Here is a 26,235-nt window from a genome sequence, read left to right on the forward strand (position 1 = left end):
CGGGTGGTGCACCGACACGGGGCTGCGATATCCTCGTCGAAAAAGGAGCTTTGCTATGACCCGCATTCCCCCATTGTCGGATCAAGAAATGACCGAAGAGGCACGCGCGTCTCATTCGGCTTTGGGCGCATATGGGCCGTTCGATAATTGGGCTCGTGTTGCGGCCTATTGCCCTTCGATTCTGGAACATGTGACGGGAATGCTGACCACATTGCGCGAACAACAGAATCTGCCCCAGCGCGCGCTTGAACTGGCGATGGTGACGGTATCCAAGCTAAACGCCTGCGACTATTGTGTTTCACATCATACACCGATGCTGACCGTCGCGGGCCTAAGTCCCGAGGGTGCTGCGCGTCTGCCGGACGTTGAGGATCATCCAGAACTGGACGCTTGTGACAAAGCCGTGGTGCGCTATGCAGAGGCCGTGACAACACGATCCGGTCGGATGCGGGACGCCGAAGTATCGGACCTGCGGGAGTGGTTCAGTGATGCGCAGATCGTTGAGCTGACCTGGCGCATCGCCCTTTGTGGAGCGTTCAACCGCTTCAACGATGCCCTTCAGATCCAGATCGAAGCAGAGGTCGAACCGGTCTCAGCCTAATTCGCGGTTGCAAGGATTTCCCTGAAAACCCAACCTTCCAATGTTCCAGACGCAATGGCCACGCTGTCCCCATCATGGTCGATGGCGGACACGGTGATCTGGTCATAGGTCGTCAGGATATTGCATTCATTTGCTGTCGCCAGTTCAGCAAGCTTTGAATGGCGATCCTTTTGCCCGTCGGCACCGAGTTGCAGTTCGATTGAAGACTGAAAATGCGATACCCAATCCGAAGTTTCGCATAAGGCAAATGTGCCGGGGTGAAGGGTATAAATTCCGTCTTCTGGAGGATGAGCAACGCCATTGGCCGCAGTGATGGGGGTGGCATCCGGAGTGTCGTCATACTGATCGTCCAGTGAGTCGAAGAAACCTCGTTGATCTTTTTCCGGTGCTTGGCTGGGATCGTCCGCGATCCGCAAAAGATGGTCGATCGCATCAGGCAGATCGCCATCTTCTTCGACGAGATCAACAGTGAAGCTGGTCTTTCCTCCATCCCATTCCAACTTGGATTTCACTTTGTAGTAATAAAATTTTGCATATGTCGAGTGACGCAGGATTTGGATCTGCTCATCGCTCAACGGAACCCTGATCGTGACGGCTCCGGTGTAGGCGTCAGGTCGAGCGCATCCACCGCAGACGCTTGCAGGGATGGTCAGTATTTCGGTGTCGTATTCATCAAAAAAAGCAAGTCGATCAAAGCTGGCAATAGCCTCGGGATTGGCCTGGTCGAGCATGTCGCTGTCTGCAAGTTTATTCAAAAAATCATGATCGTAAGCGTTCGCAGGTTCGGACCCAAACAGCCCGGTGCCGAACTGTAGCCCCGGGTTGGTTTGAAAGTGGTTTGAATCAATGCCGACCGGCTCCGGGTGGTCCAACCTGAACCACCACCGTGTATCCCGGTCGTCCTCAAGGCGTAGGCTGACATAGAAATCGCGCCATTGTATTCTTGCCTGCCAGCCGTCTGCTTCATCAAGCAGCGCTTTCAGGGTCCATTCTTCTGCATTCTCAGCCAGCGATATTGCTGGAATAGCCAGGAACAAAATAAGAAAACGGTAGAGTCTAAGCATTGTGTATTCCGGTTAAGGTATTACTTTGAAACCGAAATATCCTGTGCGATCTGCTATTTCAATAACTTGTTCAGTATCCACGCCAGATCCAGCCGCCGCCAAAAATGCGGCTGCCTTCACTTGCATAAAACACACATGCCTGACCTGGTGAAATACCTTCCTCGGGTGTCAGCAGTTCGACCTCGGCTGTGGTGTCGGACAGGGGCCTAACAATCGCCTCACGCGGGGGACGGGTCGAGCGGACTTTGACTGACAGATGCCATTCGTCGCGCGAGGTGAAAGGTTCATCGCCCAGCCAGTTGATCTCGCGTACCGGAACGACACGGGTGGCCAGCATCTCCTTGGGGCCGACAACGACCTGTTTCTTGTCGACGTCCAGTTTGATGACATAAAGCGGCTCAGTCAGGCCGCCGATGCCAAGACCGCGCCGTTGACCGATCGTGTAGTGAATCACGCCATCATGCTGTGCCAGAACGCGGCCATCCGCGTGAACGATCTCGCCCGGCTCTGCCGCACCGGGACGCAGCTTTTCGATCACGCTGGCGTAGTTGCCATTTGGCACAAAGCAAATGTCCTGACTGTCGGGTTTGTCCGCAACGGACAACCCGTATTGCGCCGCCATTTCACGCGTTGCGTCCTTGGACGGCAGGTGGCCCAGAGGAAAACGCAGGAAATCCAACTGTTCCGGTGTGGTCGAAAACAGGAAATAAGATTGATCGCGGTTCGCATCCTCGGCGCTGTGCAACTCGGGTCCGTTGGGACCCATCTTGCGTTGGATATAGTGGCCGGTGGCCATGCAGTCGGCCTCAAGATCTTTGGCGGTTTCCAGCAAATCCTTGAACTTCACCCGTTCATTGCAGCGAATGCAGGGCACAGGGGTAGCTCCCGCCAGATAGCTGTCGGCGAATTCGTCGATCACAGCATCTTTGAAGATGTTCTCATAATCCAGAACGTAATGCGGAAAACCACGTTCTTCGGCCACACGACGCGCGTCGTGGATATCGATCCCAGCGCAACACGCGCCTTTCTTGGCCAGCGCCGCTCCGTGGTCATAAAGCTGCAACGTAACCCCCACAACGTCATAGCCCTGATCCGCTAGATAGGCCGCCACAACCGAGCTGTCGACGCCACCCGACATCGCAACGACCACCCGCGTTTCCGAAGGCGGCTTTGCAAAACCAAGCGAGTTCAGCGGGGTCTCGGTATCGAGGGCCATGATCAGTTCCGTTTCGGGTTAAGGAAGACCGCCGGAATATAAGAAAATTCTAAACATTCTCAAGGGGCGGTTTCACGCGCTCTTAAGTAGCCTGATGTCAGCTGTGATGCAGTAAGAAAAGGGTTGAAAGATGTTTTTGCACAAAGTGGAAGGCCCTCGGTCTGTGACATTGCCTGACGGTACCATTCTGACACGCGCTGATCTGCCACCTTCTGATACACGGCGTTGGGTGGCCTCACGCAAGATTTTGGTTGTGCGTGGCGTGCTTTACGGCCTGATCAGCTTGTCTGATGCCAAGAAAAATTACGGGATCAGTGATGAGGAGTTCAATGGCTGGGTGTCTCTTGTTGCGGAACATGGTGCCGAAGCACTGAAAGCCACAGCCCTAAAAAAATATCGACAACCTAAGGGAGAGTGTGAAAAACTGATTCAACGGTAACGTCAGATTAACCATTCTTGTTCAGGTTTATTTTTAATTGGAATTGTTGACCGAATTGGAGCAGTAAAAAATGCGCGTACTTCTTGTCGAGGATGATCCGACCACGTCTAAAAGCATTGAGCTCATGCTGACGCATGCAAACCTCAACGTCTATGCAACGGATCTTGGCGAGGAAGGAATCGATCTGGCGAAACTCTATGATTACGATCTAATTTTGCTGGATCTGAACTTGCCGGACATGAACGGGCACGAGGTGCTGCGCCAGTTACGTATCGCACGGGTTGAGACACCGATTCTGATTCTGTCAGGGGCCGATGACACTGAAAGCAAGATCAAAGGCTTTGGTTTTGGAGCGGATGATTACCTGACCAAACCCTTCCACCGCGAAGAACTGGTAGCGCGTATTCACGCCATTATCCGCCGGTCGAAGGGGCATTCGCAGTCCATCATTCACACCGGTCGAGTTGCGGTAAACCTGGATGCCAAAACCGTTGAGGTGGACGGAAAGACTGTTCATCTGACCGGCAAGGAATATCAAATGCTTGAACTGCTTAGCTTGCGTAAGGGCACGACCCTTACCAAAGAGATGTTCCTGAATCACCTCTATGGCGGCATGGATGAACCTGAACTGAAGATCATCGACGTGTTCATCTGCAAACTGCGCAAAAAGCTCAGCAATGCGACCGGCGGCGAGAATTATGTCGAAACCGTCTGGGGGCGTGGCTATGTGCTGCGCGATCCGCAAAGCAATACTCTCGACGAGACGCGGATGGCTGTCGGCCTCTGATTGGAACCACCCGTGCCGCTGGTGGTCCAGGGCGGCACTTTACACTCACGGCTCAGCACGTCTGGACCTGGCCATGGCCTCGCCCTATCACTGAGGTCCAAGAACGCGTGACAGGGCGAGGCCATGAGCAACTCCAATTCCATATCTGATCTGACCGAAGACCAAGCGCGCGCCGAATTGGCGCGCCTTGCGGCTGTGCTGTCTCGGGCAAACACGCTGTATCATGGGTCAGACGCGCCTGAAATTTCGGATGCGGAATACGATGCGTTGAAGCGCCGAAACTCTGAGATTGAGGCGCGATTTCCCAACCTCAAACGTGACGACAGCCCGTCGGACCAAGTCGGCGCCAAGGCAGCGGACGGGTTTTCGAAGGTAACGCATGCTGTTCGAATGATGTCGCTGGGCAATGCCTTCGATGACGAGGACGTGGCCGATTTTGACAGATCGATTCGAAAGTACCTGGGTCTGGGCTCCGATGAGCCATTGTCTTTCACGGCTGAACCAAAGATCGACGGTCTGTCGCTGTCCTTGCGCTATGAAAACGGCCAACTTGTTCAGGCCGCGACGCGAGGGGACGGTGAGGTCGGCGAGAATGTGACGGCGAATGCGCGTACCGTCTCGGATGTTCCTCAGCAGTTGAATGGCGCGCCCGAAGTGCTTGAGGTCCGTGGCGAGGTCTATATGTCTCATGCCGATTTCGAGGCGCTGAATGCGCGGCAAGCAGAACGAGGTGGAAAGCCCTTTGCCAATCCACGTAACGCAGCGGCCGGGTCTTTACGGCAAATAGATGCGGAAATCACGCGATCCCGACCCCTAAAGTTTTTTGCCTATGCGTGGGGTGAGGTGTCCGAACCCTTGGCAGACACACAATTGGGTGCGATTGAGCGACTGCAATCTCTTGGGTTTTCGACAAATACACTGACGCGCCTATGTCAGACGACCCAAGAGATGATCGCGCACTATCGGGAAATCGAGGCGCAACGGTCCACCTTGGGATATGACATTGACGGGGTTGTCTACAAGGTCAACAATTTGTCGCTTCAGGCGCGTTTGGGGTTTCGCTCTACTACGCCGCGATGGGCAATTGCGCATAAGTTCCCCGCCGAACTGGCCTGGACGAGGCTAGAGGCAATCGACATTCAAGTTGGCCGCACTGGTGCGCTCAGCCCCGTGGCCCGTTTGCATCCAGTGACAGTTGGCGGCGTTGTGGTTTCGAATGCCACTTTGCATAACGAAGACTACATTGCCGGGCGCGATGCCAAGGGCAGTACGATCCGAGAAGGCAAGGATATACGTGTCGGGGACTGGGTACAGGTTTATCGCGCGGGTGACGTGATCCCGAAAGTTGCCGATGTCGATCTGACCAAACGCCCTGAGAACACTGAGACATTTCCGTTTCCGCAAGAATGTCCTGAATGCGGTAGTGCGGCTATTCGCGAGGAAGGCGATGCCGTGCGCCGCTGTACGGGCGGTTTGATTTGTCCGGCGCAAGCGGTAGAAAAATTAAAACATTTTGTGTCTCGCAAGGCGTTTGATATCGAAGGCTTGGGCGCAAAACAGATTGAAATGTTTTACGATGACCCGGTCCTTCCGATTAACACCCCTGCTGACATCTTCACATTGGAACAGCGCGACAACGGTAATCTGGCCCGGTTGAAAAACCGGGATGGATGGGGCGAGACCTCGGCCGGAAATCTGTTTGCTGCGATTGACGAAAAACGCAAAATTCCATTTGCGCGCCTACTGTTTGCCTTGGGTATTCGGCATGTGGGCGAAGTTGGCGCGCGCGATTTGGCGTTGTATTACCGTGAGTGGGATGCCATGGCGCAGGCGTTGGATGCTGCTCGCCCGGCGGCTTTGGCGCAGCGGCAAGCCGATGAGGCCGAAGATGCGGAACGAGCGACAGCGGCGACCGAGGGCCGTCGTGCCCGCGTCAAGGAAGTGCGTGATGCGGCTATCGCAACGGCCTGCGTTTCTTCAGAGGCCAATGCAGCCTGGGCTGATCTGATCGGGATTGATGGGATCGGCGCGACGCTTGGCCTTTCCCTTTCAGATGCTTTTGCAAATGAGGAAGAGAGGCGCGCATTTGATACGCTACGACAGGAGTTGACCGTCATTGCTCCGGATGCACCCGCATCGGACAGCCCGGTGGCAGGAAAAACCGTGGTGTTTACCGGGACGCTGGAAAAGATGACGCGAGCTGAAGCTAAGGCTCGGGCCGAGGCATTGGGTGCGAAAGTTTCGGGATCTGTCAGCAAGAAAACTGATATTTTGGTTGCAGGACCGGGTGCCGGATCGAAAGCCAAAAAGGCCGCAGAACTGGGTATCGAAACCTTGGACGAGGATGGCTGGTTGCAGCTGATCGAAGGCGCATGAGCGGACGGCCGGAACAGCTTTTTCCGCTTTTTGCGGATTTGGAGACGCTCGATGGTGTCGGTCCCAAAACCGCGCAAGTCATGGCGCAGACCGGCGTGGAAAGTCCGCGCGATGTTTTGTTTGGTTTGCCCTACGCAGTGGTTGACCGTCGTAGGCGTGATACGATCCAAGGCGCTGATTTGCCTTCCACGTTGACAGTTGAGGTCACTGTGGGCACGCATCGCCCGCCACGCAGTAAGGGTGGGGCCTATCGTGTTCATGTCGAAGACAGTCAGGCCGATTTTCAGTTGGTCTTCTTTCATGCGCGCGGAGATTATCTGAAAAAGGTGCTGCCTGAGGGATCGCGCCGGGTGATTTCCGGTAAGTTGGAATTGTTCGACGGTATGACCCAAATGGTGCATCCGGATCATATGCTGCCAGTAGAAAAGGCCCGAGAGATCCCGGAATTTGAACCTGTTTACCATCTGACACAAGGGCTGACCCAGAAAACCGCGTTCAAGGCCAGTCGCAGCGCGTTGGCGCGGGCGCCTGAGCTTGAGGAATGGATCGACCCCGCTCAGGTGGCGCAACAAAATTGGCCGGATTGGGCTTCAGCCATTCGCGCCGGTCACAATCCGCAGGGGGCAGATGATGTCGCTCCCTTTGCACCCGCGCGGCAGCGTTTGGCCTATGACGAATTATTTGCGCATCAGTTGACCCTGGCATTGGCCCGCCAACGGGAACGTAAATCTCGTGGAATTGTTAGTGTCGCGACCGGGAGGTTGCAATCCAAGGTGTTGGCCAGCCTTCCTTATCATCCGACCGGGGCCCAAAGCCGCGCGATCGAAGAGATCGCGGCGGATATGGCTTCGGACGCTCGGATGAACCGTCTACTTCAGGGCGATGTGGGTGCAGGCAAGACCCTGGTGGCTTTCATGGCGCTTTTGATCGCTGTTGAAGCAGGCGGGCAGGGTGTGATGATGGCCCCGACCGAGATACTGGCGCGCCAACATCTGGAAGGGTTGCGCCCGCTGGCCGAAGAGGCCGGGGTGGTTTTGGAACTGCTCACGGGGCGAGATAAGGGTGCTGAGCGTCGTGCCAAGCTTGAGGCGCTGAAACAAGGTAGTATTCAGATACTGGTCGGCACCCATGCGGTGTTTCAAAGTGACGTGGAGTTCAAGGCTCTGCGCTTGGCCATCGTCGATGAACAGCACCGCTTTGGTGTTCGGCAACGGATGGAACTGTCGGAAAAAGGGCAGGGTGCCGACGTTCTTGTGATGACGGCAACTCCAATCCCGCGAAGCCTGGCGCTTGCGCAATATGGGGATATGGATGTCTCGGTTCTGGACGAAAAACCGCCCGGGCGAAAACCGATCAAAACGGCGATTGTCAGCACGCAGCGTATGGATGAGGTCGTGTCGCATCTTCGCCGCGCGATTGAAGAGGGGCGACAGTGTTACTGGGTCTGTCCATTGGTTGATGAATCCGAGGTTTCAGACCTGACCGCTGCCGAAGAACGGTTCAAACGTCTGCGCGCTATTCTGGGGGAAGGCGTTGTGGGGCTGGTCCATGGGCAGATGCCGCCCACTGACAAAGACGCGGCGATGAGCGCGTTTCAGAACGGTGACACCAAGGTTCTGGTGGCGACAACTGTGATCGAGGTTGGGGTCAATGTTCCCAATGCCACGATCATGGTGATTGAAAGGGCCGAGATTTTCGGGCTTGCGCAGTTACACCAATTGCGAGGGCGTGTGGGGCGTGGCGATGCGGACTCAACCTGCCTGCTAATGTACCAACCGCCGCTCAGCGAAGGTGGGCGCAGACGGCTGGAGGTTTTGCGTGAAACCGAGGATGGGTTCCGCATTTCCGAAACCGATCTTGAAATGCGCGGGGCCGGGGATCTGATCGGGACCGCACAATCCGGCCTTCCTAAGTTCCATATCGCCGATCTTGAACGTCAGGCCGGGTTGATGGCTGTCGCCCAATCAGATGCGCGCGCATTGCTGAATGCAGACCCGAAACTGACGTCGGAACGGGGCCGTGCCGCGCGTGTTCTTTTGTGGTTGATGAAACAAGATCAGGCTATCCGTTTAATTTCAGTGGGTTAGGTGAAGTGTTCTAAAAAGTTCACAAATGTTCTTAAAAAGTTCTTTACCGACTCGGTTAAATATGAGAACAAAAGGTCAACAAAGGATTAAAGTTCTGACCGGAGGTGACCCTATGCTGACCCAGATCAAGACCGCTTTCACCCGCGCGCAATCGACCATTTTTCAGGATGCGGTTGGCGTGATGTCTTTGGTCGTGATCCTGATGGTAGCTTTGCACCTGCCGGTTGGTTTCTAAGCCTTTCTGCCTGCGATCTCGTGCCGAAAAAACCGCGCTGTCATCCCCATTTCAGTCAAGGGTGACCTGCCTGTCCTAAACCCCTTGAGGGGCCATGCCTCGGCCCCGCGCGGTGAACCGGACCCCACACGAGACACGCAATGCCTGCCGCCGCCCTTTCGCCCGGAAGGAGCGGCGGTTTTTTTACAGCAGACCAGTTTTGAAGATCCCAAGCAGCGCGGACAGGACAGAGTTGAGCGCGACAAACACAGCTATTATCCCGATCGGGTCAATAACAACCCAAAGCGTGACGAAATGCTCTCGCAGATTGTTCTAACCCATTCCTCCTGAAATCTGACTTGAGGCGGAATAGGTTTACTTCAATTTGCCAAGTTTATGCGCAATGGGCCTGTTCGGCCTGTGCCATGGCCTCGGCTGTGGCATCCAGTGCCAGAAGGATCGAGGCGTGCCGGTTCTTATAATCCCGTGCCGGCATAAGGACTTCGAGCCCGTCGAAGGGAGCATCTGGGGCAGGTCCATCTTTTTTCAGCATTGCAGCCAACTGATCGCGAGCAGCTTCGACCTGAGCACGCGTCGCGCCAATGATCGCATCCCCCACGACCGCGGCAGAAGCTTGACCCAAGGCGCAGGCTTTGACGTCCTGACCAAAGGCACGCACCCGGCCGTTCTGAACCTTGACATCCACTGTCACGGTCGAGCCGCACAGCGGTGACCGTTTCTTGACCGTTGCATCTGGGTCGTCCAGACGGTCAAGATGCGGAATATCTGCCGCCAGCGCTAGAATGCGCCCGGAATACAGCTTTATCAGGTCGTTCTCGCCGCTCATGGCTTTCCCTCGTCGTGTGTTCCTCATACATAGTGGCCAGCCCACCGGATGCAAAAGGTTTTTCGAGATGACTGAGCCTGTCATATTTGACCCATCGACATTAAAATATAATGAGGCGGGCCTGATCCCCGCAATCGCACAGGATGACGCGTCTGGCGAGGTTCTGATGATGGCCTGGATGAATGCTCAGGCCGTTGAAAAGACGCTGGAAACGGGCAGGGTGACCTATTGGTCGCGGTCTCGTCAGTCTTTCTGGATCAAGGGCGAAACATCAGGCCACACACAAGAGCTTGTGGATTTTCGGATCGATTGTGACCGCGATTGCCTTCTGGTACTGGTGCGTCAGACCGGGGCTGCTTGCCACACAAATCGCCGGACCTGCTTTTATACTGCAGTTCGTGACGGGGCCGAGACAGAATTGATGGCTCCGATGGAATAAGCGCGCCGGATCAAAGCCCGACCATACGCCGAATGTCAGCGGGGCTGGCGCCTTCAGCGCGATATTTTGCGATCGCACGCGCATCGTCGCGCTTGGCCAATCGTTTGCCTGCATCATCACGGATCAGATCGTGGTGAAAATACTCGGGCGTTGGTAAATCCAATAGAACCTGAAGCAGAACATGGATGCGGGTCGCTTCGAACAGATCCCGACCCCGAACAACACGCGTGATTCCTTGCGCCGCGTCGTCCAGGACAACGGACAGATGGTAAGACGTGCCCATGTCGCGGCGGGAGAGAACAACATCTCCGACGGTTGTTTCCATCTCATCCGGAGTGAAGGTGATTACACCTGTTTCCCCGTCGGGGCCGGAACCGAGTTCAGTGAACTGAAGTCTGGACCTCTCCTGAATCGCTTGACAAGCCTTGGAAATGTCCAGCCGTACAGCTTCGTGTTTTGGGCGAAGGTGTTGGGTTAAATCTTTGCTTGCATTGGATTTACGACAGGTCCCGGGATAGATTATTCCGTCAGGCCCGTGCAGCGGTGCGCCTTCCTGCGGAGCGCTGGCTGCAGCGGCAATATCTTTGCGGTTGCAGGTGCAGGGATACAGAAAGCCCCGCGCCCAGAGTTGATCCAGGGCGGCATCGTAAACCGCCATGCGATCCGATTGGCGCATAACAGGACGTGGCCAATTCAGGCCCAGCCAGGTCAGATCATCATATATCTGATCCTCCCAATGCCGTCGCGAACGGGATTGGTCGATATCCTCGATCCGCAGCAGGAACTGACCACTTTCAGCTTTGGCCATGTCGTTGGCCATCAATGCGGAATAAGCGTGGCCCAGATGAAGTGGCCCGGTTGGAGATGGCGCAAAGCGCGTCAGGAAAGTCACGCTTTTTCTATTATATACACGTCAGCGTTAAGGTTGATTCCGGGTAGATGCGGCCCATGTTCACGAAATAGCAAACGTGCGGCCCCCATGTCGACCCAATCCGTAACGCGGCAGGTGAAAGTGTGATCTGCCAGCGCGTGATCATTCAAAGAAAACGCAAACAGCCCTCCTTTGGGTAAAGCATGCATCAAAGCGTCGATTGTCTCTGCCGGGGCAGCGCCCTTACCGATGACACCGATGGCTGTGACAATCGAATATGCACCACGTTTGAGCGGAGCTGGCTTGGTGATATCGAAGCCGGTCAGCTTTCTGTACACACCCTTAGCATTTGCCTCTTCCAGCATTTTGGGAGTGGGATCCATGCCATCGATAGTCTCGAACCCGACTGAGCGCAAAGCCTGACCGGACATTCCGGTTCCACATCCAAAGTCCAGCACCGGGGTTTCAGGGTGGGGGTGGGCAGACCACAACGCCGCCGCCACGCGACCTGGCGTGACATATCCATGATCTTCGACCTCTTTATCATAGGTCGCCGCCCAGTTCTTGTAGTGCGATTCTGTTTCTTGTGGTGTGTCGAGGTTGTAGGTGCTGTCTAGGAACTTGTCGGTCATACCTGCATGCTAGGCCGAGACCGTATTGTGCGTCCAGTCAGCAATGCTCCAACCAGGTGCTCCATTCCAACTTGGCGCGGTCTGTATAGGCTTTGTACCGGTCCTTCCGGCCTCGCCGCCCACCTTTCAGACCATCCACCGGACGGAATAGACCAAAATTCACATTCATCGGCTGAAAGGTCTTGGCCTCGGCCCCGCCGGTAATGTGATGAATCAAAGCGCCCATTGCGCTGTCCTGCGGCACGTCCGGCAGATCACGCCCAAGTATCTCTGCAGCTGCCAGACGCCCTGCCAGCAAACCCATTGCGGCGCTTTCGACATAGCCCTCGACGCCCGTGATCTGCCCGGCGAACCGGATATTCGGCTTGGATTTCAGTCGCATCTGCGCGTCAAGCAACGTGGGTGAGTTGATGAATGTGTTGCGGTGAATGCCGCCCAAGCGAGCAAAGCTGGCGCTTTCCAGGCCGGGGATCATTCGGAACACCTCGGTCTGGGCACCGTATTTCATCTTGGTTTGGAAACCCACGATGTTGAACAACGTGCCCAGTGCATTGTCGCGGCGCAGCTGCACCACGGCATGAGGTTTGACGTCCGGTGCATGTGAATTGGTCAGGCCGACCGGTTTCATAGGACCATGGCGCAAGGTTTCGCGCCCGCGTTCTGCCATGACCTCGATGGGCAGGCAGCCGTCAAAGTAACCGGCTGTTTCGCCCTCGTGGAACTCGGTCTTGTCAGCAGCCAGAAGTGCGTCGATGAACGCCTCGTACTGATCACGGTCCATCGGGCAGTTCAGATAGGCTGTGCGCTCTTCTTCTGTTTCGCCTTTGTCGTACCGCGACTGCATCCAGGCCTTCGACATGTCGATGCTCTCGGCATAAACGATGGGCGCAATGGCATCAAAGAAGGCCAGCGCCTCGGCACCAGTTTCCGAGCGGATCGCTTCGCCCAGTGCTGGCGAGGTCAAGGGCCCTGTTGCAAAAATCCATTGGCCGTCATCGGGTAGGGTGGTCACTTCTTCATCCGTGACCGAAACGCGTGGGTGGGCGCGGAGTTTTGCGGTGACGCTTTCGGCAAAAGGGTCACGATCCACCGCAAGCGCCCCTCCTGCGGGCAGGCGATGGGCGTCGGCCGTTGTCATGATCAGCCCGTTGGCAGCCCGCATTTCCCAATGCAGCAGGCCCACAGCATTCTGTTCGTCATCATCTGACCGGAACGAGTTCGAGCAGACCATTTCAGCCAGATTGCCGGTTTGATGGGCAAAGGTACCAACGGTTGGGCGCATTTCGTGAATCACCACGTCAACGCCCATTTCCGCCGCTTGCCACGCCGCCTCGGATCCGGCCATGCCGCCGCCTACAATGTGCAAAACTTGTGTCATGCGCTGCCACATAGGACAGACCACAATCGGGCGCAACTCAGCCAGCGCCAGTTTCGCTAATTTTAAAGGGGGGTCTTGGGGTCGCCGGTGCGGGAATGTCAGCGCTGGTGAGAGAGACCAGCTGGAGGGACCTTCCGCCCACGGCGACCCAAAAGTGTCCTGAGGCCTCAGCCTCGACCCAGCTTTGCCACAGAGTCGCCGTTTTGAAAAGTGCAAAAATCAAAACAGTGGCAAAAAATGTGCAAAACAATTGCCTCATTGGGTCCAATTGGGGGGGCGCTTTTCAATAAAGGCGGAAATGCCTTCTTCTGTGTCCCGGTGCAACATATTCTGCGCCATTACCTCTCCGGTATAGGTGTAGGCCTGATCCAGGGGCATCTGAAGTTGTTGATAAAACGCCTCTTTTCCGATTTTCACGGCAACGCCAAGCTTTGAGGCTACAAGCTCAGCCAATGCATTGGCTTCATGGTCCAGCTGCGATTCCGAAACGACGCGGTTGATCAGCCCAAGTTCTGCGGCCCTTTCGGCTGAAATGAACGCGCCTGTCGTCAGCATCTCAAAAGCTTGCTTTCTAGGAATATTGCGGCTGAGCGCCACCATTGGTGTCGAGCAGAACAACCCGATATTGACCCCGTTCACGCCAAAGCGCGTACCCTCGGCTGCAACAGCCATGTCGCAGGTCGCAACCAGCTGACACCCGGCGGCGGTGGCAATGCCATGGACCTGAGCGATAACGGGTTGAGGAAGCGACTGGATTGACATCATCATCCGGGCGCAGCGCGCAAACAAATCCTGGAAATAGGCTTTGCCCCCATCTTCGGACTGACGTCCGGCTGTCATTTGCTTCAGATCGTGCCCGGCACAAAAAGCCTTTCCAGCGCCTGATAAGATCACTGCGCGGATGGACCTGTCATCGCGCAAAGCGTCAAGTTCATCCTGAAGCGCAGCCAGCATCTCTTCGCTCAGCGCGTTCAACCGCTCGGGCGCGTTCATTGTAAGCCGTGCCACCGCGCCAGTGTCGTTACGTTCCAGAATTGCCATCTTGCCCTCCGATCCCAAGTTGGGCCAACTCTAGGTCGGGAAGAGCAGGAGGGAAAGTATGGCTTTGGCAATGAACAGGGATGAACTGTCGCAATACCTAAAAGAGGTGTTTCCTCAGGTTCATGAGGATTTTGTTGTCGAAGAACTGGCCGAAGAAAACATTACCATGCGCCTTGTGGTCCAGGACCGGCACCTGCGCCCCGGGGGCACAGTGTCTGGCCCGTCCATGTTTGGTCTGGCGGATGTCAGTGTGTACGCTATGGTTTTGGCGCGAAAAGGGCGGCAATCCCTGGCGGTGACGACCAGCAGTTCGCTGGATTTTCTTCGCAAACCCGCAGGTGGCGCCGATCTGATTGCGACTTGCCGATTGCTTAAGTTAGGTCGAACATTGGCCGTCGGCGATGTTTTGATCTATTCCGAAGGCATGGACGAGCCGGTTGCGCGGGCCAGCATGACGTATTCCATTCCACCGGCAGGCTCGGCCGCGGCGCGGTTCGGCTAAAAAAGGCCGGGGACTGGCCCCGGCCCAGGAAGAGGTCCCAATAATTGGGACTGGGGATGATTCAGATCTGCCAGAAGTACCGTTTTACTTCACGGTCCGCCTGCGTGCGGGTCAGGCCAACATCTTTCAACAGCCGATCATCCAGATTGCCCAGATTGACGCGACTGCGACGGCGGCGTTCCCATTGAGTGACCGCAGCCGCAAACCGCACGGCCAGCACAGCGATCAGCGGCAGCCGAGGGCTGGCGTTCAGCAGTATAAGGGCGGGGTTGTGCATTGTGCGTGTCATCTCAGAGTTCCTTTCAAATTGTATTGACACAAAGCAGTGATATTCGGTACAAGATGTTGATACATTCAATATTGTGTCAAAATCAAAGGAAGAATTGTAATGGATACAATTTGGCCGGAAGAGTTGCCGAAAGCCAAGGGGCCAAAGTATACTTTGGTTGCTGACACAATACGAAAAGCAATTGAGAGCAAAGCGTTAGACATCGGATCTAAGCTGCCGCCGGTGCGCGAACTGGCGTATCGATTGCAGATCACACCGGGTACTGTTGCACGGGCCTATACGATTTTGACGGATGAAGGCTTGTTACAAGCAGAGGTCGGACGTGGTACATTTGTAGCCCCTCCGAAATCCCCGATTCTGGATGATGTCTGGTCACGTCAGTTGCATTTGGCCGAAGCACAGAATGCCAATCACGTCAGCCTGTTCAGTCCAAGATTGGCGGATATGGGGCAGGTGTCGTTGATACGGGAGTGTTTGCAGAAAGTTGCGCAGTCCGATCCCGCATTATTTATGAACTATCCAACCCGCGATGCCTATAAGCCAATGCGCCAGGCGGTGGTCGAGTGGCTGTCGGATTTACCGCTGGGTCCGCTGACGGATGACGACATTGTACTGACTCATGGGGGGCAGAACGGATTGTGTCTTGTGTTTCAAAGCATCCTTCAAGGTCCCAAGCCGGTCGTTTTGGTCGAAGACCTGTCTTACGCCGGCTTTCGACGTGCGGGTGAATTGATGCGGGCTGAGGTGGTTGGCATTCGGATGGATAAATGGGGTATCGACCCCACCGCGATGGAACATGTTTTGCGGCAGACACCCGCGCAGGCGATTTGCGTTTCACCCGAGGTGCAGAACCCGACCGCGCTGCACACTCCGCTCGAGCGTCGCAAAGAGGTAGTTGAAGTCGCGCGAAAATTCGATTTGCAGATCGTTGAAGATGATTGTTACCGAATGGGTGAGGCTAAAGAGCCCAGCTATCGTGCCTTGGCGCCCGAGCGGGGCTGGCATGTATCGTCGATCTCAAAAGTGCTGACGCCATCACTGCGCGTCGGGTTTGCCATTGCCCCGAAAGAGCGAAGTGTGGATCTGAGACGCTCGGCAGAGTACGGGTATTTTGGGCTGGCGCAGCCGTTGGCAGAGCTCACCCGATTGCTTTTGTCTGATCCCCGTACGCGGCAGATCGCCAAAGATGTCAGAACCCGAATGGGCGAATATGTACGCGTTACGGTGAACGCGTTGGGTGGTTTTGACCTCACGTGGGCACCAGACGTACCGTTTGTCTGGCTAAACCTGCCATCTGGGTGGCGGGCAGCGGCCTTCAGCCGGGCGGCAGAGCGTGAAGGAATACAATTGCGTTCGGCGGACGAATTCGCTTTGCGCGATGGCCGTGCACCAAATGCGGTTCGCATTGCAATGAACGGGCATGTCTCGTTGCAACGGTTCGAGGACGCAATGCTTCGGCTGCGTGCGTTACTGGACAATCCACCCGAGCAAATCAGCGTTTAGATTGGGGTAAAATAATACCTATTTTGCAAGACATTGTTTTTACTTGTGAAAAACTGATTTACTGCGCTTGACGTGCGCACGGCCACCCCATAGAACCCCACCATCGAATTCGGGCCGCTCTGTCTTGGGGCGGTCTTTCACATCAAACAGGACTATCCTGCCATGAAAACCTTTTCTGCAACACCTGCAGACATCGACAAGAAGTGGATCCTGATCGACGCCGAGGGCGTTGTTCTGGGCCGTCTTGCCTCGATCGTCGCCATGCGCCTGCGTGGCAAGCACAAAGCGTCGTTCACCCCGAACATGGACATGGGCGACAATGTCATCGTGATCAACGCTGACAAAATCCAGATGACCGGCAAGAAGCGCGAAGAAAACTTCTACTGGCACACTGGCCACCCGGGCGGCATCAAGTCGCGCACCAAACAGCAGATCCTTGAGGGTGCACACCCCGAGCGCGTCGTGACCCAAGCGGTCAAGCGCATGCTGCCGGGCAACCGTCTGGCGCGCAAGCAGATGACCAACCTGCGCGTTTATGCTGGTGCCGAGCACCCGCACGAAGCCCAGGCCCCTGAAGTTCTGGACGTTAAGTCCATGAACAAGAAAAACACCCGGAGCTAATGACCGATGGCTGATCAGATCAATACTCTCGAAGAGCTGAGCGCCGTCGCAGGCGTTGAAACCGTGGCCGAAGAAGTCATCGTGCGTGAACCCGTACGTGACGAGCTGGGCCGCTCCTACGCCACCGGTAAGCGTAAAGACGCTGTTGCGCGCGTTTGGATCAAGCCGGGTTCCGGCAAGGTCACCGTAAACGGCAAAGACCAGGACAAGTATTTTGCGCGTCCGGTTCTGCAGCTGATCCTGCGCCAGCCGTTCCAGGTTGCTGGTGTTGAAGGTGAATTCGACGTTGTCGCAACCGTCAAAGGCGGGGGCCTGACCGGTCAGGCGGGTGCGGTCAAGCACGGCATCTCGAAAGCGCTGCAACTGTACGATCCGAACCTGCGTGGCGCTCTGAAAGCCGCAGGCTTCCTGACCCGCGACAGCCGCGTTGTGGAACGTAAGAAATTCGGTAAGCGCAAAGCCCGCCGTTCGTTCCAGTTCTCGAAGCGTTAATCGCCGGGACAATCCAAAAGAAAGGGCTCGCATCTGCGAGCCCTTTTTCGTTGCATTTACTGCGACTTATTCTTCGTAGACGAGCTTCCACGCGCCGTTTTCAACAACATTGACGAACACGGTATCCGCGCCTTGATGATCATCCGGCCCATAGGTGATGTGGTTGCCGACCAGATCGTCCTGATAGTCCAGCGATTCCATGGCCTCGATGAAACTGTCATGGGTCAGATCAGGACCTGCGGCCTCCAGCGCTTTGACCATCATCTCGGCGGCGGAATAGCCCAGCATTGCAAACCCAACCGGATCTTCACCCGTGGCGGCCTTGTACTCTTCGATGAACGCGGCGGGGGCGGGCTCATCGGCGCGGGCCCACAGATCCTGCCACGAGGCGGCGGCATAGAAGCCGTCGGTCACGCCTCCGGGAACCTGCGCCACGACTGTCAGGAAGCTGGCCGAGGTGCCCAGGAATTTCATATCCGTCAGGCCCATCTTCTTGGCAGTACCCACCACAGTGATCGCCTGACGAACGCCCAGCGCCATCGTGACAATGTCACAACCTTCTTCCTTGAGTTTACTGAGCGAACCCACGAAATCGGTCTCATCTGGTTTATGAGTGGTCTCGGATCCAAATGTGATCCCGGCCTCTTCAGCCCCGGCCTGGCTGCCCTCAAGAATTTCTTCGCCGAAATCGGTAGGCAGGTACATCGTGCAAACGGTTTGTGATCCAAATTCACCTGCGAGGTATTTCACGCCAATGCGGGCTTGATCATAGTAAGTCGAGAATGAGGTGAACTTGTTGCGCATAGGCTCTTGCAACATCTGCCGCGCCGCCGTCAGGGGGGCAACGTTCGGAATTCCCTTTGGATCCAGCAGTTTGAAGCCGGCCATGTTCATCGGTGTGCCCAGTGATTGCAGCATCGCAAACACTTTGTCCCGGTTCAGCAGTTTGTTGTAACCCTGCATTGCACGCGGCATCTGATAGCCATTGTCTTCGACGACAAAGCGGATTTGTCGCCCGTGCACGCCTCCGGCTGCATTGACACGGTCAAACACAACATTTGCGCCTTTGGTGGCCGGAACGCCCACGGCTGCGAAGATACCACTCAGATCGTTGACCGACCCGATCACGATTTCATCGTCGGTTACGCCTTGGGTTTGCGCCAAACCTATGGTCGCCGAGGCGGTCAAGGCCGTGGCGACAGCCAATAGTTTGAATGACTCTCTCATTTCTCTCCTCCCGAAATTCCCTTGTCTAACTGTACATGTCTTCAATCAGATGTCCGTGTTTCTTTTCCACCAAACCCCGTTTCAGCTTCATCGTAGCGGTCAGTTCATCGTCTTCGGCTGTTAAAAGCACGTCGATCAGCCGGAAATCCTTGATCTGTTCGACCCGTGCAAATTGGGTATTCACAGCCGCAACTTCGGCGCCGATCAGATCGCGGATTTCGGGCGCGGCACAGAGTGAGGCGAAATTCGAAAAAGGAATTTTGCGGTCTTGTGCAAATTTCTCGACATTCTCCTGATCAATCATGATCAGAGCCGTAAGGTATTTGCGCCTGTCACCAATCAGGATCGCGTCAGAAATATAATGACTGAACTTCAACCGGCTTTCGATCTCGGCTGGGGTAATGTTCTTACCACCCGCGGTGATGATAATGTCTTTAAGGCGGCCCGTTATGGTGACGTAACCGTTCTTGTCGACATGCCCCATATCCCCCGTGCGCAGCCAGCCGTCAGCGGTAAATGTCTCAGCCGTCTTGGCATTGTTGCGCCAATATCCCTGAAAAATGTTCATGCCTTTCAGCTGGATTTCACCGTCTTCTGAGATACGGATGTCGCAGCCTTCGACGGCTTGGCCGATGGTCCCGATCCTGTTGCTTTCAACGGTGTTGAGCGTGGCCAACCCGGCGGTTTCAGTCATCCCAAAACCTTCGACCAAAGGTACTCCGATGGCCCAGTACCATTTCAGCAAGTCAGTCGAAATCGGCGCAGCTCCGGTGCCGCCACGACGCAGTTGGTCCATGCCCAGCATACGGCGCAGGTTCTTCAGAACCAGTTGATCCCATATCCAGAACTGCACCGCGATACCGATCGGAACGTGTTTCCCTGCCGCCCTGTATTCGGCGCGGCGAGCGCCTGCTTTCAATGCTATCCCAAAGGCCGCGCGCCCCAACGGTGTGGCCTCCTGCGTCAGAATTTGCACATGCGCATAAATCTTTTCCCACACGCGCGGCACAGCCGTGAAGGTCGAGGGCGAGACCTCCTGCAGGTTCGCAAATACGGTTTCCGGGCTTTCCGCGAAATTCACAGTGCAGCGGGCCGCAAGCGGGAAATAGACCGACACGTCCCGTTCCAGAATATGACACAGCGGCAGGAAGCAAAGCTGCTCATCACTGGCAAGAACCGGTAAGGCCCGCGCGCCGGATTCAATGGCAGCAAGGATATTCTCGTGGCTCAGCATCGCGCCCTTGGGCTGTCCTGTGGTGCCAGAGGTATAGACAAGCAGCGCCGTATCCTGCGGTTTCGCCAGCGCGATTTCGGCCTCGAACCGCCCGTGATCGGCTGTTTCTGCCTCTCGGCCAAGCGCGTAAAGGTCGTCGATCATCATGCAGCGTGGGTGCTTGAGGTCGTGCAGACCTTCGTCTTCCAGAATGATCACCTTGATCAGGTCCGGAACTTCGGATTCGATTTCCAGGAACTTGTCCAGATGTTCTTCATCTTCGACAATCAGGAATTTGCTGCCACTGTCATTGATCAGGTATTGCAACTGACTGGCGGAATCGGTGGTGTAAACGCCCGAGGCTATCCCCCCGACGCCCTGAATACCCATGTCGAACCACGCCCATTCCTTGCGATCCTCGGATAGGATCGAGACCACATCGCCCCGTTCCAGCCCCAGTTTCCGTAGCGCCAAACCAATCCATTTGGCGTGTTGCCAGTAATCGGCCCATGAATAGGATCTCCAAATGCCTAGATCTTTTTCCCGATGCGCGGTGCGTTCGCCCAGCTCGGCGCAGCGGTGTTGAAACAGCTCGCTTATGGTGATGCAGCCGTCCACCCGCAGCGGCCTTTGACCTGTTGTTGCGTTAAAGCGCACGCCGTTGATTGTGGTCTGCGGGGGCAGGGGGCTGGCATCCATCCGTCTTACCTCCACGTCTTTTTCCGTTTCCAGCGCCGGTTTTCCCGCGCGCCGTCTTCACGCACACCAAGATAGAAGTTCTGAATGTCCTCGGATTTCAACAAAGCCTCGGCGCTACCGTCCATGACGATGCGTCCAACCTCCATCACATAGCCATGATGGGCCAGATCCAGTGCCGCATGAGCGTTCTGTTCGACCAGCATCATGGTCATCTTCTGTTCTTGGTTGAGGCGCCTGAGGATCTCAAAAATCTCTTGCACCAGCATCGGCGACAGGCCCAGTGATGGCTCATCCAGCAACATGATGCGAGGACGGGCCATCAGCCCACGTCCGATCGCCAACATTTGCTGCTGACCGCCTGACAGTGTGCCAGCCTCTTGCCCGCGTCGATCTTTGAGGACGGGGAAATAGCTAAAGACCAGTTCACGATCCTGCTCGATCTGGTCTTTGTCCTTGCGGGAATAGGCACCAAGGCTGAGGTTTTCATCAACAGTCAGAAGGGGAAAGACCTCGCGCCCTTCGGGGATATGCACGATCCCGCGTTGCACGACCTTATGTGGTTCGGCCCCCTGAATGTCTTGACCATCAAAGGTGATTTGTCCCTTTTCCGGGTCCATCACGCCCGACACGGTTTTCATCAGCGTCGTCTTTCCCGCGCCATTGGCCCCGAGGATCGACACGATCTGCCCCTTGTGCACATCCAATGAAACCCCGCGAATGGCCATGATGGGGCCATAAAAGCTTTCGACATTGCGTATTTTCAGGATCGGCTCGGTCATGAAGCTTTTCCCAGATACGCTTCGATAACAGCCGGGTGGGCCTGCACCTGCGCCGGAGAGCCCAATGCCAGTTCAGCGCCGTCTGCCATGGCCAAAACCCGATCTGACACGCCCGAGACCAGGCCCATGTCATGTTCCACCATCAGCACGGTGATGCCCATCTGACGCCGGATGTCATCGATCCACCACCGCATGTCACTGGTTTCTTCGACCGACAGGCCTGAGGCGGGTTCGTCCAGCAACAGCAGTTTGGGATCAGTTGCCAGTGCGCGCGCGACCTCAACCACTTTTCGCACGCCATAGGGCAGCCCTGCGATCATCTTGTCGCGATAGGCCTGAAGATCGAGGAAATCGATGATCTCTTCGACCTTCTCGCGGTTTTCGATTTCCTGCCGTCGGGCGGACGGAAGGAACAAAAGCTCGGAAAGCAGATTTGTTTGTCGATGCCTATGCCGCCCAACCAGAAGGTTTTGCAGAACGGTTGCGTGCTCGAACAGTTCGATGTTCTGGAACGTCCGTGCCACGCCAAAGGTTGCAACGCCCGAGGGTTTGACACGTAGCAGATCATGGCTGTCGAACCGGATCGACCCGGCGTAGGGCTCGTAGAACCGCGAGATCAGGTTGAATACAGTCGATTTGCCAGCACCGTTGGGGCCGACGATGGCAAAAACCTCGCCCTCCAGCACTTCGAACGATAGGTTATCGACCGCAGTGAGGCCGCCGAACTTCAGGGTTACGTTTTCAAACTCCAGCAGGCTCATCTTAGACGCTCTGTCTTTAGATAAGATTTTTGCCGTTTGAACATGTCCTTGCGGTAGAAGGGGAACAACTCGAACCAAGTGCGGATCTTTAGCCAGCGACCATAAAGGCCCATGGGTTCGAACAGGATGAAGGCAATCAGGATCATGCCAAAGATTCCGAATTCCAGGCCTGGAATGGCGACTGTGTTTCCTCCGAACAAGGCTCCGACATATTCTTTAGAGATCGAAAGGAATTGCGGCAGGAACCCGATCACGATCGCACCCAGAAATGCCCCGTGGATCGACCCCAGTCCGCCAATCACGATCATCATCAGCAACTGGATCGAGATCAGAACACTGAAGGTTTCATTGTTGAAGGCACCGGCAAAAAGCCCCATCAAAGCCCCGGCCCAGCCCGTCACAGTACAGGACAAGGCAAATGAGATCATTTTGGTGCGCGCAATGTCGATGCCCATCGCCTGAGCCGAAACCTCTGAGTCACGCACAGCGATAAAACTGCGCCCCAGCGGTGCTCGCAGCAGGTTGATATAGCCCAAGGTGACTAGAACCGTTACGGTTAGAACCAGCCAAAAGAACAGATCCGGCGTACCCCAGCGATCTACCAAATGGCCAAAGATCTCGACCCCGCCGACATACTTGCCTGCGACGCCTCCAGTGATGGGTTCAGACAGAACGATGATGTCATCCATCAGGATCGAAAGGGCCATGGTGAAGATGGCCAGGTAGATACCGTGAAGGCGCAAGGCAGGGATGGCAACTGTCACGCCCGCGATGCCAGTCAGTATTCCTGCCAGTGGGAAAGCGACCAGAAAGGGAACCCCTGCTTCGATCAGTGCAACGTTGGCATAGCAGCCAAAAGCCAGAAAAGCGGCATGTCCCAGACTGACTTGCCCGGTATGGCCGGTCAGGATCATCAGGCCCAGCCCAGCAATGGTCCAGATTAAAACATTTGTCAGTTCACCCAGATAGAATGCGTCCAGCCACCATGGGGCCGCTGCAACGACGGCCAGAAGGATCAGATAAAGACACAGTTGATACCGGTCTTTCCAAGGCCGGATATCCTGCATGTAGTTGGTTTTAAACACGATCCGCATGAGTCAGACCTTTTTAACCCGAACCTGACTGAACAGCCCGTTGGGCCGGAAAATCAGCACGGCCAGCAGCAGAGCATAGGGCGCGACCTGGCTGTAACCCGCGGCAATATAGCGGCTGGCAAAGGGTTCAATCACACCGACGATCAGCCCTCCGGCCAATGCGCCCGGCAGACTGCCAAAGCCGCCAATGACCGCTGCTGCAAAGGCCTTGATGCCCAGCAAACCGGTGGTCGGGTCCACCGCTCCCTTGGCGGCAAACAGGATACCGGCGATCCCGGCAACGATCCCGGCCAGTGCCCAGATAAAGCCCTGAACGCGTTTGACCGGAATGCCCATGTAATAGGCCGCCAATTGGTTTTGCGACGCGCCCTGCATTGCAAGGCCTAGTTTTGTGCGGCTGAAGAAGACATAAAGCGCCCCGGTCAGAAGGATCGTAACAACAATCACCGCCACATCTTCCATCCCCAGAACCAGACCGCCAAAGCGGACCTCTTTACCGGCAAGCGGGTTTTGCAGCGTTTGCGGCTCGTGCCCCCAGATCAACCCCGCAACAAAGCGGATCACGAACCCCAAAGCGATGGTCAGGATGACGACTGCGGTCTGGCTTTCACCGAACAATCGACGGATAATCAGCCGATCCAGCAGATAGCCTAAGGCACCCATAATCCCCAGTGAGATCGGCAGGGCGAGCCAGAAGGGCAGGCCCATATATTCAGTATTCGTCAGGCCGATAGTCACAAAGGCCCCCAGCATCATGAAATCACCCTGCGCGAAATTCACCGCTTCGGTCGCCTTGTAGATCAGAACAAAGCCAAGTGCGATCAGGCCATAGACGCAGCCATTCGCCAGTCCGCTGATCAGCAGCTGTGCGTTATCCAAACTGTCCTCCCTCCAACGAGCAACAGGTGCCGTCAGCCTCACGCAAGTCTTCGGGGTGCGTGGGGTTCTTCTACTATGGCGTGATTATCACCTTTCCGTCACTCTTTTTCAGCGCATTGGCTAAATTTGGCACCAGATCTCTGAGTGTAAGGTGTTCAGAAACATCTGTTTTCCAGCGCCCGTCTGCAAAACGCGCCTGAACCTCGGCCACCACCCGCATCTGATCGGCCGGTGGCGTCGACATCATCCATTGCGTCAGCCAAAAACCTTCGATCCGCTTGCCCATAAAGATCAACTGGCCGGTTTGGGTGAGCGTCGGCGCTTCGGTCGAAAGCTTGCCATAGGTGATCCAACGCGCTCGGTTTGGCATGGCGCAGAATAATTGTTCCGACAGTTGGTCAGTCACGGCGTCAAGGAAAACGCGTGGCTTCATGGACGTGCTCAGTCCGGCAAATTGCTCAACAACATCTGAATCTGTCGTCACCAGGACTTCGGCAGCGCCGAGGCTTTTCAACGTCTCAACGGTCTCCGCGCGCCGCACGAGCGCAATGGGTTTCAGCCCAAGATCACGCCCAAGGCTGCACATCAGTTTTCCAAGCTGGCTGGTTGCGGCAGACACGACAAACGCGTCGCCGTCGGCCTTGGCCATGTCTACCATCGCCATCGCGGTCAGCGGATTGACGATCTGCGCGGCCCCGTCATCGTCCGAGATATCCGGCCTTAACGGAATGCACATTTGCATCTGCGTGACAACATATTCCGCCCAGGCCCCCGATCCGGCAGCAACAAAGGCAACCCGCTGACCTTGCAGGGCTTCGGCACCGTTTCCGGTGGCCACAACATCACCGCATCCTTCGAAACCTGCAGGGGATCCCTTTACGCGAGGTTGGCCGTACTCGCCCTTGATGAAATGCAAGTCGGACGGGTTGACCGATGCGGTTCTCAATCTGATCAGAACCTGACCAGGGCCAGGCTGTGGCACGGGTATCTCTGCGGGTTCCAACCATTCGGCTGCGTCAGATATGGCTGGCCCGCTGGATGTGCCAGAATATCCTTCATGTTTTAATAGAGTGGCAAACATGGTCTGTGGCAGTTCTGTCATTTGGTCATCCTCAACAAATCTGAAGTCGAAATCGCCGTATTAAACACGTACCCTTAACAGGCGTGGCGCGTGCCGAGCTTTGGAATGAGCCAATCAAAAGCCGCTCGGGGCGTCAATTCAATGCCGAAATAACGTGGGGGCACCTAAGATGCGCCCATAGGGTGGGGCCAAACCACAAGGTCGACCCCAAGTATTTTATTGTTGTGTCAACAGGTTGGTCAGTTCCTGGATTTTCTGAGCGATGGTCTCAGGCGACGCTTTGATATCGTTTACGATCTGGATCGCCTGCTTTTTCAGGTCGGCCGCCAGAGTGCTTTCTTCCAGCGAAGCCATGATCCCGTCATAGTCGAAATTGGCTGGGTTTAGCTTGCCTTCCTGAATCCAGGAATTCAGCAACTCCTGCCCTTGATCGGTCAGCGCGGCGACCTGATCGCCCGCCTGTTGCGCAGCTTCTGACGCCTGATCCGCGACCGACGATGCCGCTTCGGCTGCCTGATCGGCCACTGATGCAGCCGCCTCAGAGGCTTGTTCCGTTGCGGTTTTAACGGCCTCTGACACAGCGTCTTGAGCGTCAGAGGCAGCGTCGGTCAAGGCATCGCCAGCTTCCTCTGCGGCTGTTTGCAAACGCTCTGCCGGAGTAGGTTCGGGTTGGTTGAGGTAATAGTAGCCGCCAACGCCGATTACAGCGATGATGACGGCCAAAATAAGAGTGCGCGACATATGAATCTCCTTTGAATTTGTGTCGCCGGGATGCCTGAAGACTAACGCAATGACAAAGGGGAATTCCTTTGAATTCTCAGCAGAATAGAGGTTTGAGCCAGCCTACGCTGATACAAGGCATTGCATACGGCAACATCACGCTGCTTTGGGAAATCGCGCATTGCAATTGCGCAGCCATCCGCTTGCCCCACTAAAAGCCAGAGCAATTCTCTGCACAACTTTTGAATTCAAGGCCAAGCCGGGGAGTGGCGGAGAGACAGGGATTCGAACCCTGGGTGGGCTTGCACCCACAACGGTTTTCGAGACCGCCCCGTTCGACCACTCCGGCACCTCTCCGCGGGGGTCTGTGAGGGGGGGATTTA

At 55.8% G+C, this 26,235-nt stretch carries 27 protein-coding genes and 1 tRNA gene; 11 read left to right on the forward strand and 17 right to left on the reverse strand.

Annotation, left to right across the window (positions count from 1 at the left end; genetic code table 11):
* Positions 1 to 55: 55 nt before the first annotated feature.
* The gene (locus tag GOV85_RS00440; protein WP_171173922.1) at positions 56 to 601 is read left to right on the forward strand and encodes a carboxymuconolactone decarboxylase family protein; all 546 of its coding nucleotides are present in this window, start codon (positions 56 to 58) and stop codon (positions 599 to 601) included.
* On the opposite strand, the gene GOV85_RS00445 is transcribed toward GOV85_RS00440, so the two are convergent.
* A complete protein-coding gene (locus tag GOV85_RS00445) occupies positions 598 to 1,665 on the reverse strand; it encodes a hypothetical protein (protein WP_171173924.1) in 1,068 nt (355 codons plus the stop codon). The genes GOV85_RS00440 and GOV85_RS00445 overlap by 4 nt on opposite strands.
* A gap of 70 nt (positions 1,666 to 1,735) precedes the next feature.
* On the reverse strand, positions 1,736 to 2,881 hold the full coding sequence (mnmA, locus tag GOV85_RS00450) for a tRNA 2-thiouridine(34) synthase MnmA (RefSeq protein WP_171173926.1): 1,146 nt from the start codon (positions 2,879 to 2,881) through the stop codon (positions 1,736 to 1,738).
* Positions 2,882 to 3,011: 130 nt separating this feature from the next.
* On the opposite strand from mnmA, the gene GOV85_RS00455 reads away from it, so the two are divergent.
* From GOV85_RS00455 to GOV85_RS21665, 5 genes are all read left to right on the forward strand, one after another.
* Positions 3,012 to 3,320, forward strand: coding sequence for a DUF1153 domain-containing protein (locus GOV85_RS00455; RefSeq protein WP_171173928.1), 309 nt, complete (start codon positions 3,012 to 3,014; stop codon positions 3,318 to 3,320).
* Between the two features lie 70 nt (positions 3,321 to 3,390).
* On the forward strand, positions 3,391 to 4,107 hold the full coding sequence (gene ctrA / locus GOV85_RS00460; RefSeq protein WP_171173930.1) for a response regulator transcription factor CtrA: 717 nt from the start codon (positions 3,391 to 3,393) through the stop codon (positions 4,105 to 4,107).
* Positions 4,108 to 4,230: 123 nt separating this feature from the next.
* Positions 4,231 to 6,483 carry an NAD-dependent DNA ligase LigA gene (gene ligA / locus GOV85_RS00465; RefSeq protein WP_171173932.1) on the forward strand — a complete coding sequence of 751 codons (2,253 nt, stop codon included), beginning with the start codon at positions 4,231 to 4,233 and terminating at the stop codon, positions 6,481 to 6,483.
* Complete coding sequence (gene recG, locus GOV85_RS00470; RefSeq protein ID WP_171173934.1) at positions 6,480 to 8,570, forward strand: ATP-dependent DNA helicase RecG; 2,091 nt, start codon at positions 6,480 to 6,482, stop codon at positions 8,568 to 8,570. The genes ligA and recG overlap by 4 nt, the downstream gene beginning before the upstream one ends.
* A 112-nt stretch (positions 8,571 to 8,682) precedes the next feature.
* The gene (locus tag GOV85_RS21665; RefSeq protein ID WP_256368504.1) at positions 8,683 to 8,805 is read left to right on the forward strand and encodes a hypothetical protein; all 123 of its coding nucleotides are present in this window, start codon (positions 8,683 to 8,685) and stop codon (positions 8,803 to 8,805) included.
* A 373-nt stretch (positions 8,806 to 9,178) separates the two neighbouring features.
* Here the strand turns inward: GOV85_RS21665 and GOV85_RS00475 are convergent, their stop codons facing one another.
* Positions 9,179 to 9,631, reverse strand: coding sequence for an iron-sulfur cluster assembly scaffold protein (locus GOV85_RS00475; protein WP_171173936.1), 453 nt, complete (start codon positions 9,629 to 9,631; stop codon positions 9,179 to 9,181).
* Positions 9,632 to 9,698: 67 nt separating this feature from the next.
* On the opposite strand from GOV85_RS00475, the gene hisI reads away from it, so the two are divergent.
* Positions 9,699 to 10,070, forward strand: a complete 372-nt coding sequence (gene hisI / locus GOV85_RS00480; RefSeq protein ID WP_171173938.1) for a phosphoribosyl-AMP cyclohydrolase — start codon at positions 9,699 to 9,701, stop codon at positions 10,068 to 10,070.
* Between the two features lie 10 nt (positions 10,071 to 10,080).
* On the opposite strand, the gene gluQRS is transcribed toward hisI, so the two are convergent.
* From gluQRS to GOV85_RS00500, 4 genes are all read right to left on the reverse strand, one after another.
* Entirely contained in the window at positions 10,081 to 10,962 is an 882-nt protein-coding gene (gene gluQRS / locus GOV85_RS00485; RefSeq protein ID WP_171173941.1) for a tRNA glutamyl-Q(34) synthetase GluQRS, read from the reverse strand.
* Positions 10,959 to 11,573 carry a class I SAM-dependent methyltransferase gene (locus tag GOV85_RS00490; protein ID WP_171173943.1) on the reverse strand — a complete coding sequence of 205 codons (615 nt, stop codon included), beginning with the start codon at positions 11,571 to 11,573 and terminating at the stop codon, positions 10,959 to 10,961. Before GOV85_RS00490 ends, gluQRS begins: the two co-directional genes overlap by 4 nt.
* Before the next feature lie 37 nt (positions 11,574 to 11,610).
* Positions 11,611 to 12,951 (reverse strand): methylenetetrahydrofolate--tRNA-(uracil(54)-C(5))-methyltransferase (FADH(2)-oxidizing) TrmFO, encoded by a 1,341-nt coding sequence (trmFO, locus tag GOV85_RS00495; protein WP_171173945.1) that lies wholly within the window; start codon positions 12,949 to 12,951, stop codon positions 11,611 to 11,613.
* Positions 12,952 to 13,206: 255 nt separating this feature from the next.
* Entirely contained in the window at positions 13,207 to 13,992 is a 786-nt protein-coding gene (locus tag GOV85_RS00500) for an enoyl-CoA hydratase (protein ID WP_171173947.1), read from the reverse strand.
* A 58-nt stretch (positions 13,993 to 14,050) separates the two neighbouring features.
* On the opposite strand from GOV85_RS00500, the gene GOV85_RS00505 reads away from it, so the two are divergent.
* Entirely contained in the window at positions 14,051 to 14,494 is a 444-nt protein-coding gene (locus GOV85_RS00505) for a PaaI family thioesterase (RefSeq protein WP_171173949.1), read from the forward strand.
* A 61-nt stretch (positions 14,495 to 14,555) separates the two neighbouring features.
* Here the strand turns inward: GOV85_RS00505 and GOV85_RS00510 are convergent, their stop codons facing one another.
* Positions 14,556 to 14,783: a DUF1127 domain-containing protein gene (locus GOV85_RS00510; RefSeq protein WP_171173951.1), complete on the reverse strand. Its 228-nt coding sequence runs from the start codon at positions 14,781 to 14,783 to the stop codon at positions 14,556 to 14,558.
* A 99-nt stretch (positions 14,784 to 14,882) separates the two neighbouring features.
* On the opposite strand from GOV85_RS00510, the gene GOV85_RS00515 reads away from it, so the two are divergent.
* The 3 genes from GOV85_RS00515 (at position 14,883) to rpsI (ending at position 17,399) form a co-directional block, all read left to right on the forward strand.
* Positions 14,883 to 16,286, forward strand: coding sequence for a PLP-dependent aminotransferase family protein (locus GOV85_RS00515; protein WP_171173953.1), 1,404 nt, complete (start codon positions 14,883 to 14,885; stop codon positions 16,284 to 16,286).
* Positions 16,287 to 16,448: 162 nt separating this feature from the next.
* On the forward strand, positions 16,449 to 16,907 hold the full coding sequence (gene rplM / locus GOV85_RS00520) for a 50S ribosomal protein L13 (RefSeq protein WP_170354147.1): 459 nt from the start codon (positions 16,449 to 16,451) through the stop codon (positions 16,905 to 16,907).
* A gap of 6 nt (positions 16,908 to 16,913) precedes the next feature.
* Positions 16,914 to 17,399 (forward strand): 30S ribosomal protein S9, encoded by a 486-nt coding sequence (gene rpsI / locus GOV85_RS00525; protein WP_171090107.1) that lies wholly within the window; start codon positions 16,914 to 16,916, stop codon positions 17,397 to 17,399.
* A 66-nt stretch (positions 17,400 to 17,465) separates the two neighbouring features.
* On the opposite strand, the gene GOV85_RS00530 is transcribed toward rpsI, so the two are convergent.
* The 9 genes from GOV85_RS00530 to GOV85_RS00570 form a co-directional block, all read right to left on the reverse strand.
* Positions 17,466 to 18,626 carry an ABC transporter substrate-binding protein gene (locus GOV85_RS00530; RefSeq protein ID WP_171173955.1) on the reverse strand — a complete coding sequence of 387 codons (1,161 nt, stop codon included), beginning with the start codon at positions 18,624 to 18,626 and terminating at the stop codon, positions 17,466 to 17,468.
* Positions 18,627 to 18,651: 25 nt separating this feature from the next.
* Positions 18,652 to 20,538, reverse strand: coding sequence for a long-chain fatty acid--CoA ligase (locus tag GOV85_RS00535; protein WP_171173957.1), 1,887 nt, complete (start codon positions 20,536 to 20,538; stop codon positions 18,652 to 18,654).
* 5 nt (positions 20,539 to 20,543) lie between these two features.
* Positions 20,544 to 21,317: an ABC transporter ATP-binding protein gene (locus GOV85_RS00540; RefSeq protein ID WP_171173959.1), complete on the reverse strand. Its 774-nt coding sequence runs from the start codon at positions 21,315 to 21,317 to the stop codon at positions 20,544 to 20,546.
* Positions 21,314 to 22,078 carry an ABC transporter ATP-binding protein gene (locus GOV85_RS00545; RefSeq protein ID WP_171173961.1) on the reverse strand — a complete coding sequence of 255 codons (765 nt, stop codon included), beginning with the start codon at positions 22,076 to 22,078 and terminating at the stop codon, positions 21,314 to 21,316. Before GOV85_RS00545 ends, GOV85_RS00540 begins: the two co-directional genes overlap by 4 nt.
* Positions 22,075 to 23,172: a branched-chain amino acid ABC transporter permease gene (locus GOV85_RS00550; protein WP_171173963.1), complete on the reverse strand. Its 1,098-nt coding sequence runs from the start codon at positions 23,170 to 23,172 to the stop codon at positions 22,075 to 22,077. Before GOV85_RS00550 ends, GOV85_RS00545 begins: the two co-directional genes overlap by 4 nt.
* Before the next feature lie 3 nt (positions 23,173 to 23,175).
* A complete protein-coding gene (locus tag GOV85_RS00555) occupies positions 23,176 to 24,051 on the reverse strand; it encodes a branched-chain amino acid ABC transporter permease (protein WP_171173965.1) in 876 nt (291 codons plus the stop codon).
* 73 nt (positions 24,052 to 24,124) lie between these two features.
* Positions 24,125 to 25,153 carry an alcohol dehydrogenase catalytic domain-containing protein gene (locus GOV85_RS00560; RefSeq protein WP_171173967.1) on the reverse strand — a complete coding sequence of 343 codons (1,029 nt, stop codon included), beginning with the start codon at positions 25,151 to 25,153 and terminating at the stop codon, positions 24,125 to 24,127.
* Between the two features lie 195 nt (positions 25,154 to 25,348).
* Complete coding sequence (locus GOV85_RS00565) at positions 25,349 to 25,873, reverse strand: hypothetical protein (RefSeq protein ID WP_171173969.1); 525 nt, start codon at positions 25,871 to 25,873, stop codon at positions 25,349 to 25,351.
* A 246-nt stretch (positions 25,874 to 26,119) separates the two neighbouring features.
* Positions 26,120 to 26,209: transfer RNA gene (locus GOV85_RS00570), tRNA-Ser, on the reverse strand.
* Positions 26,210 to 26,235 lie beyond the last annotated feature (26 nt).

Source organism: Ruegeria sp. HKCCA4633 (genome assembly GCF_013034605.1).
Lineage (GTDB): Bacteria > Pseudomonadota > Alphaproteobacteria > Rhodobacterales > Rhodobacteraceae > Ruegeria.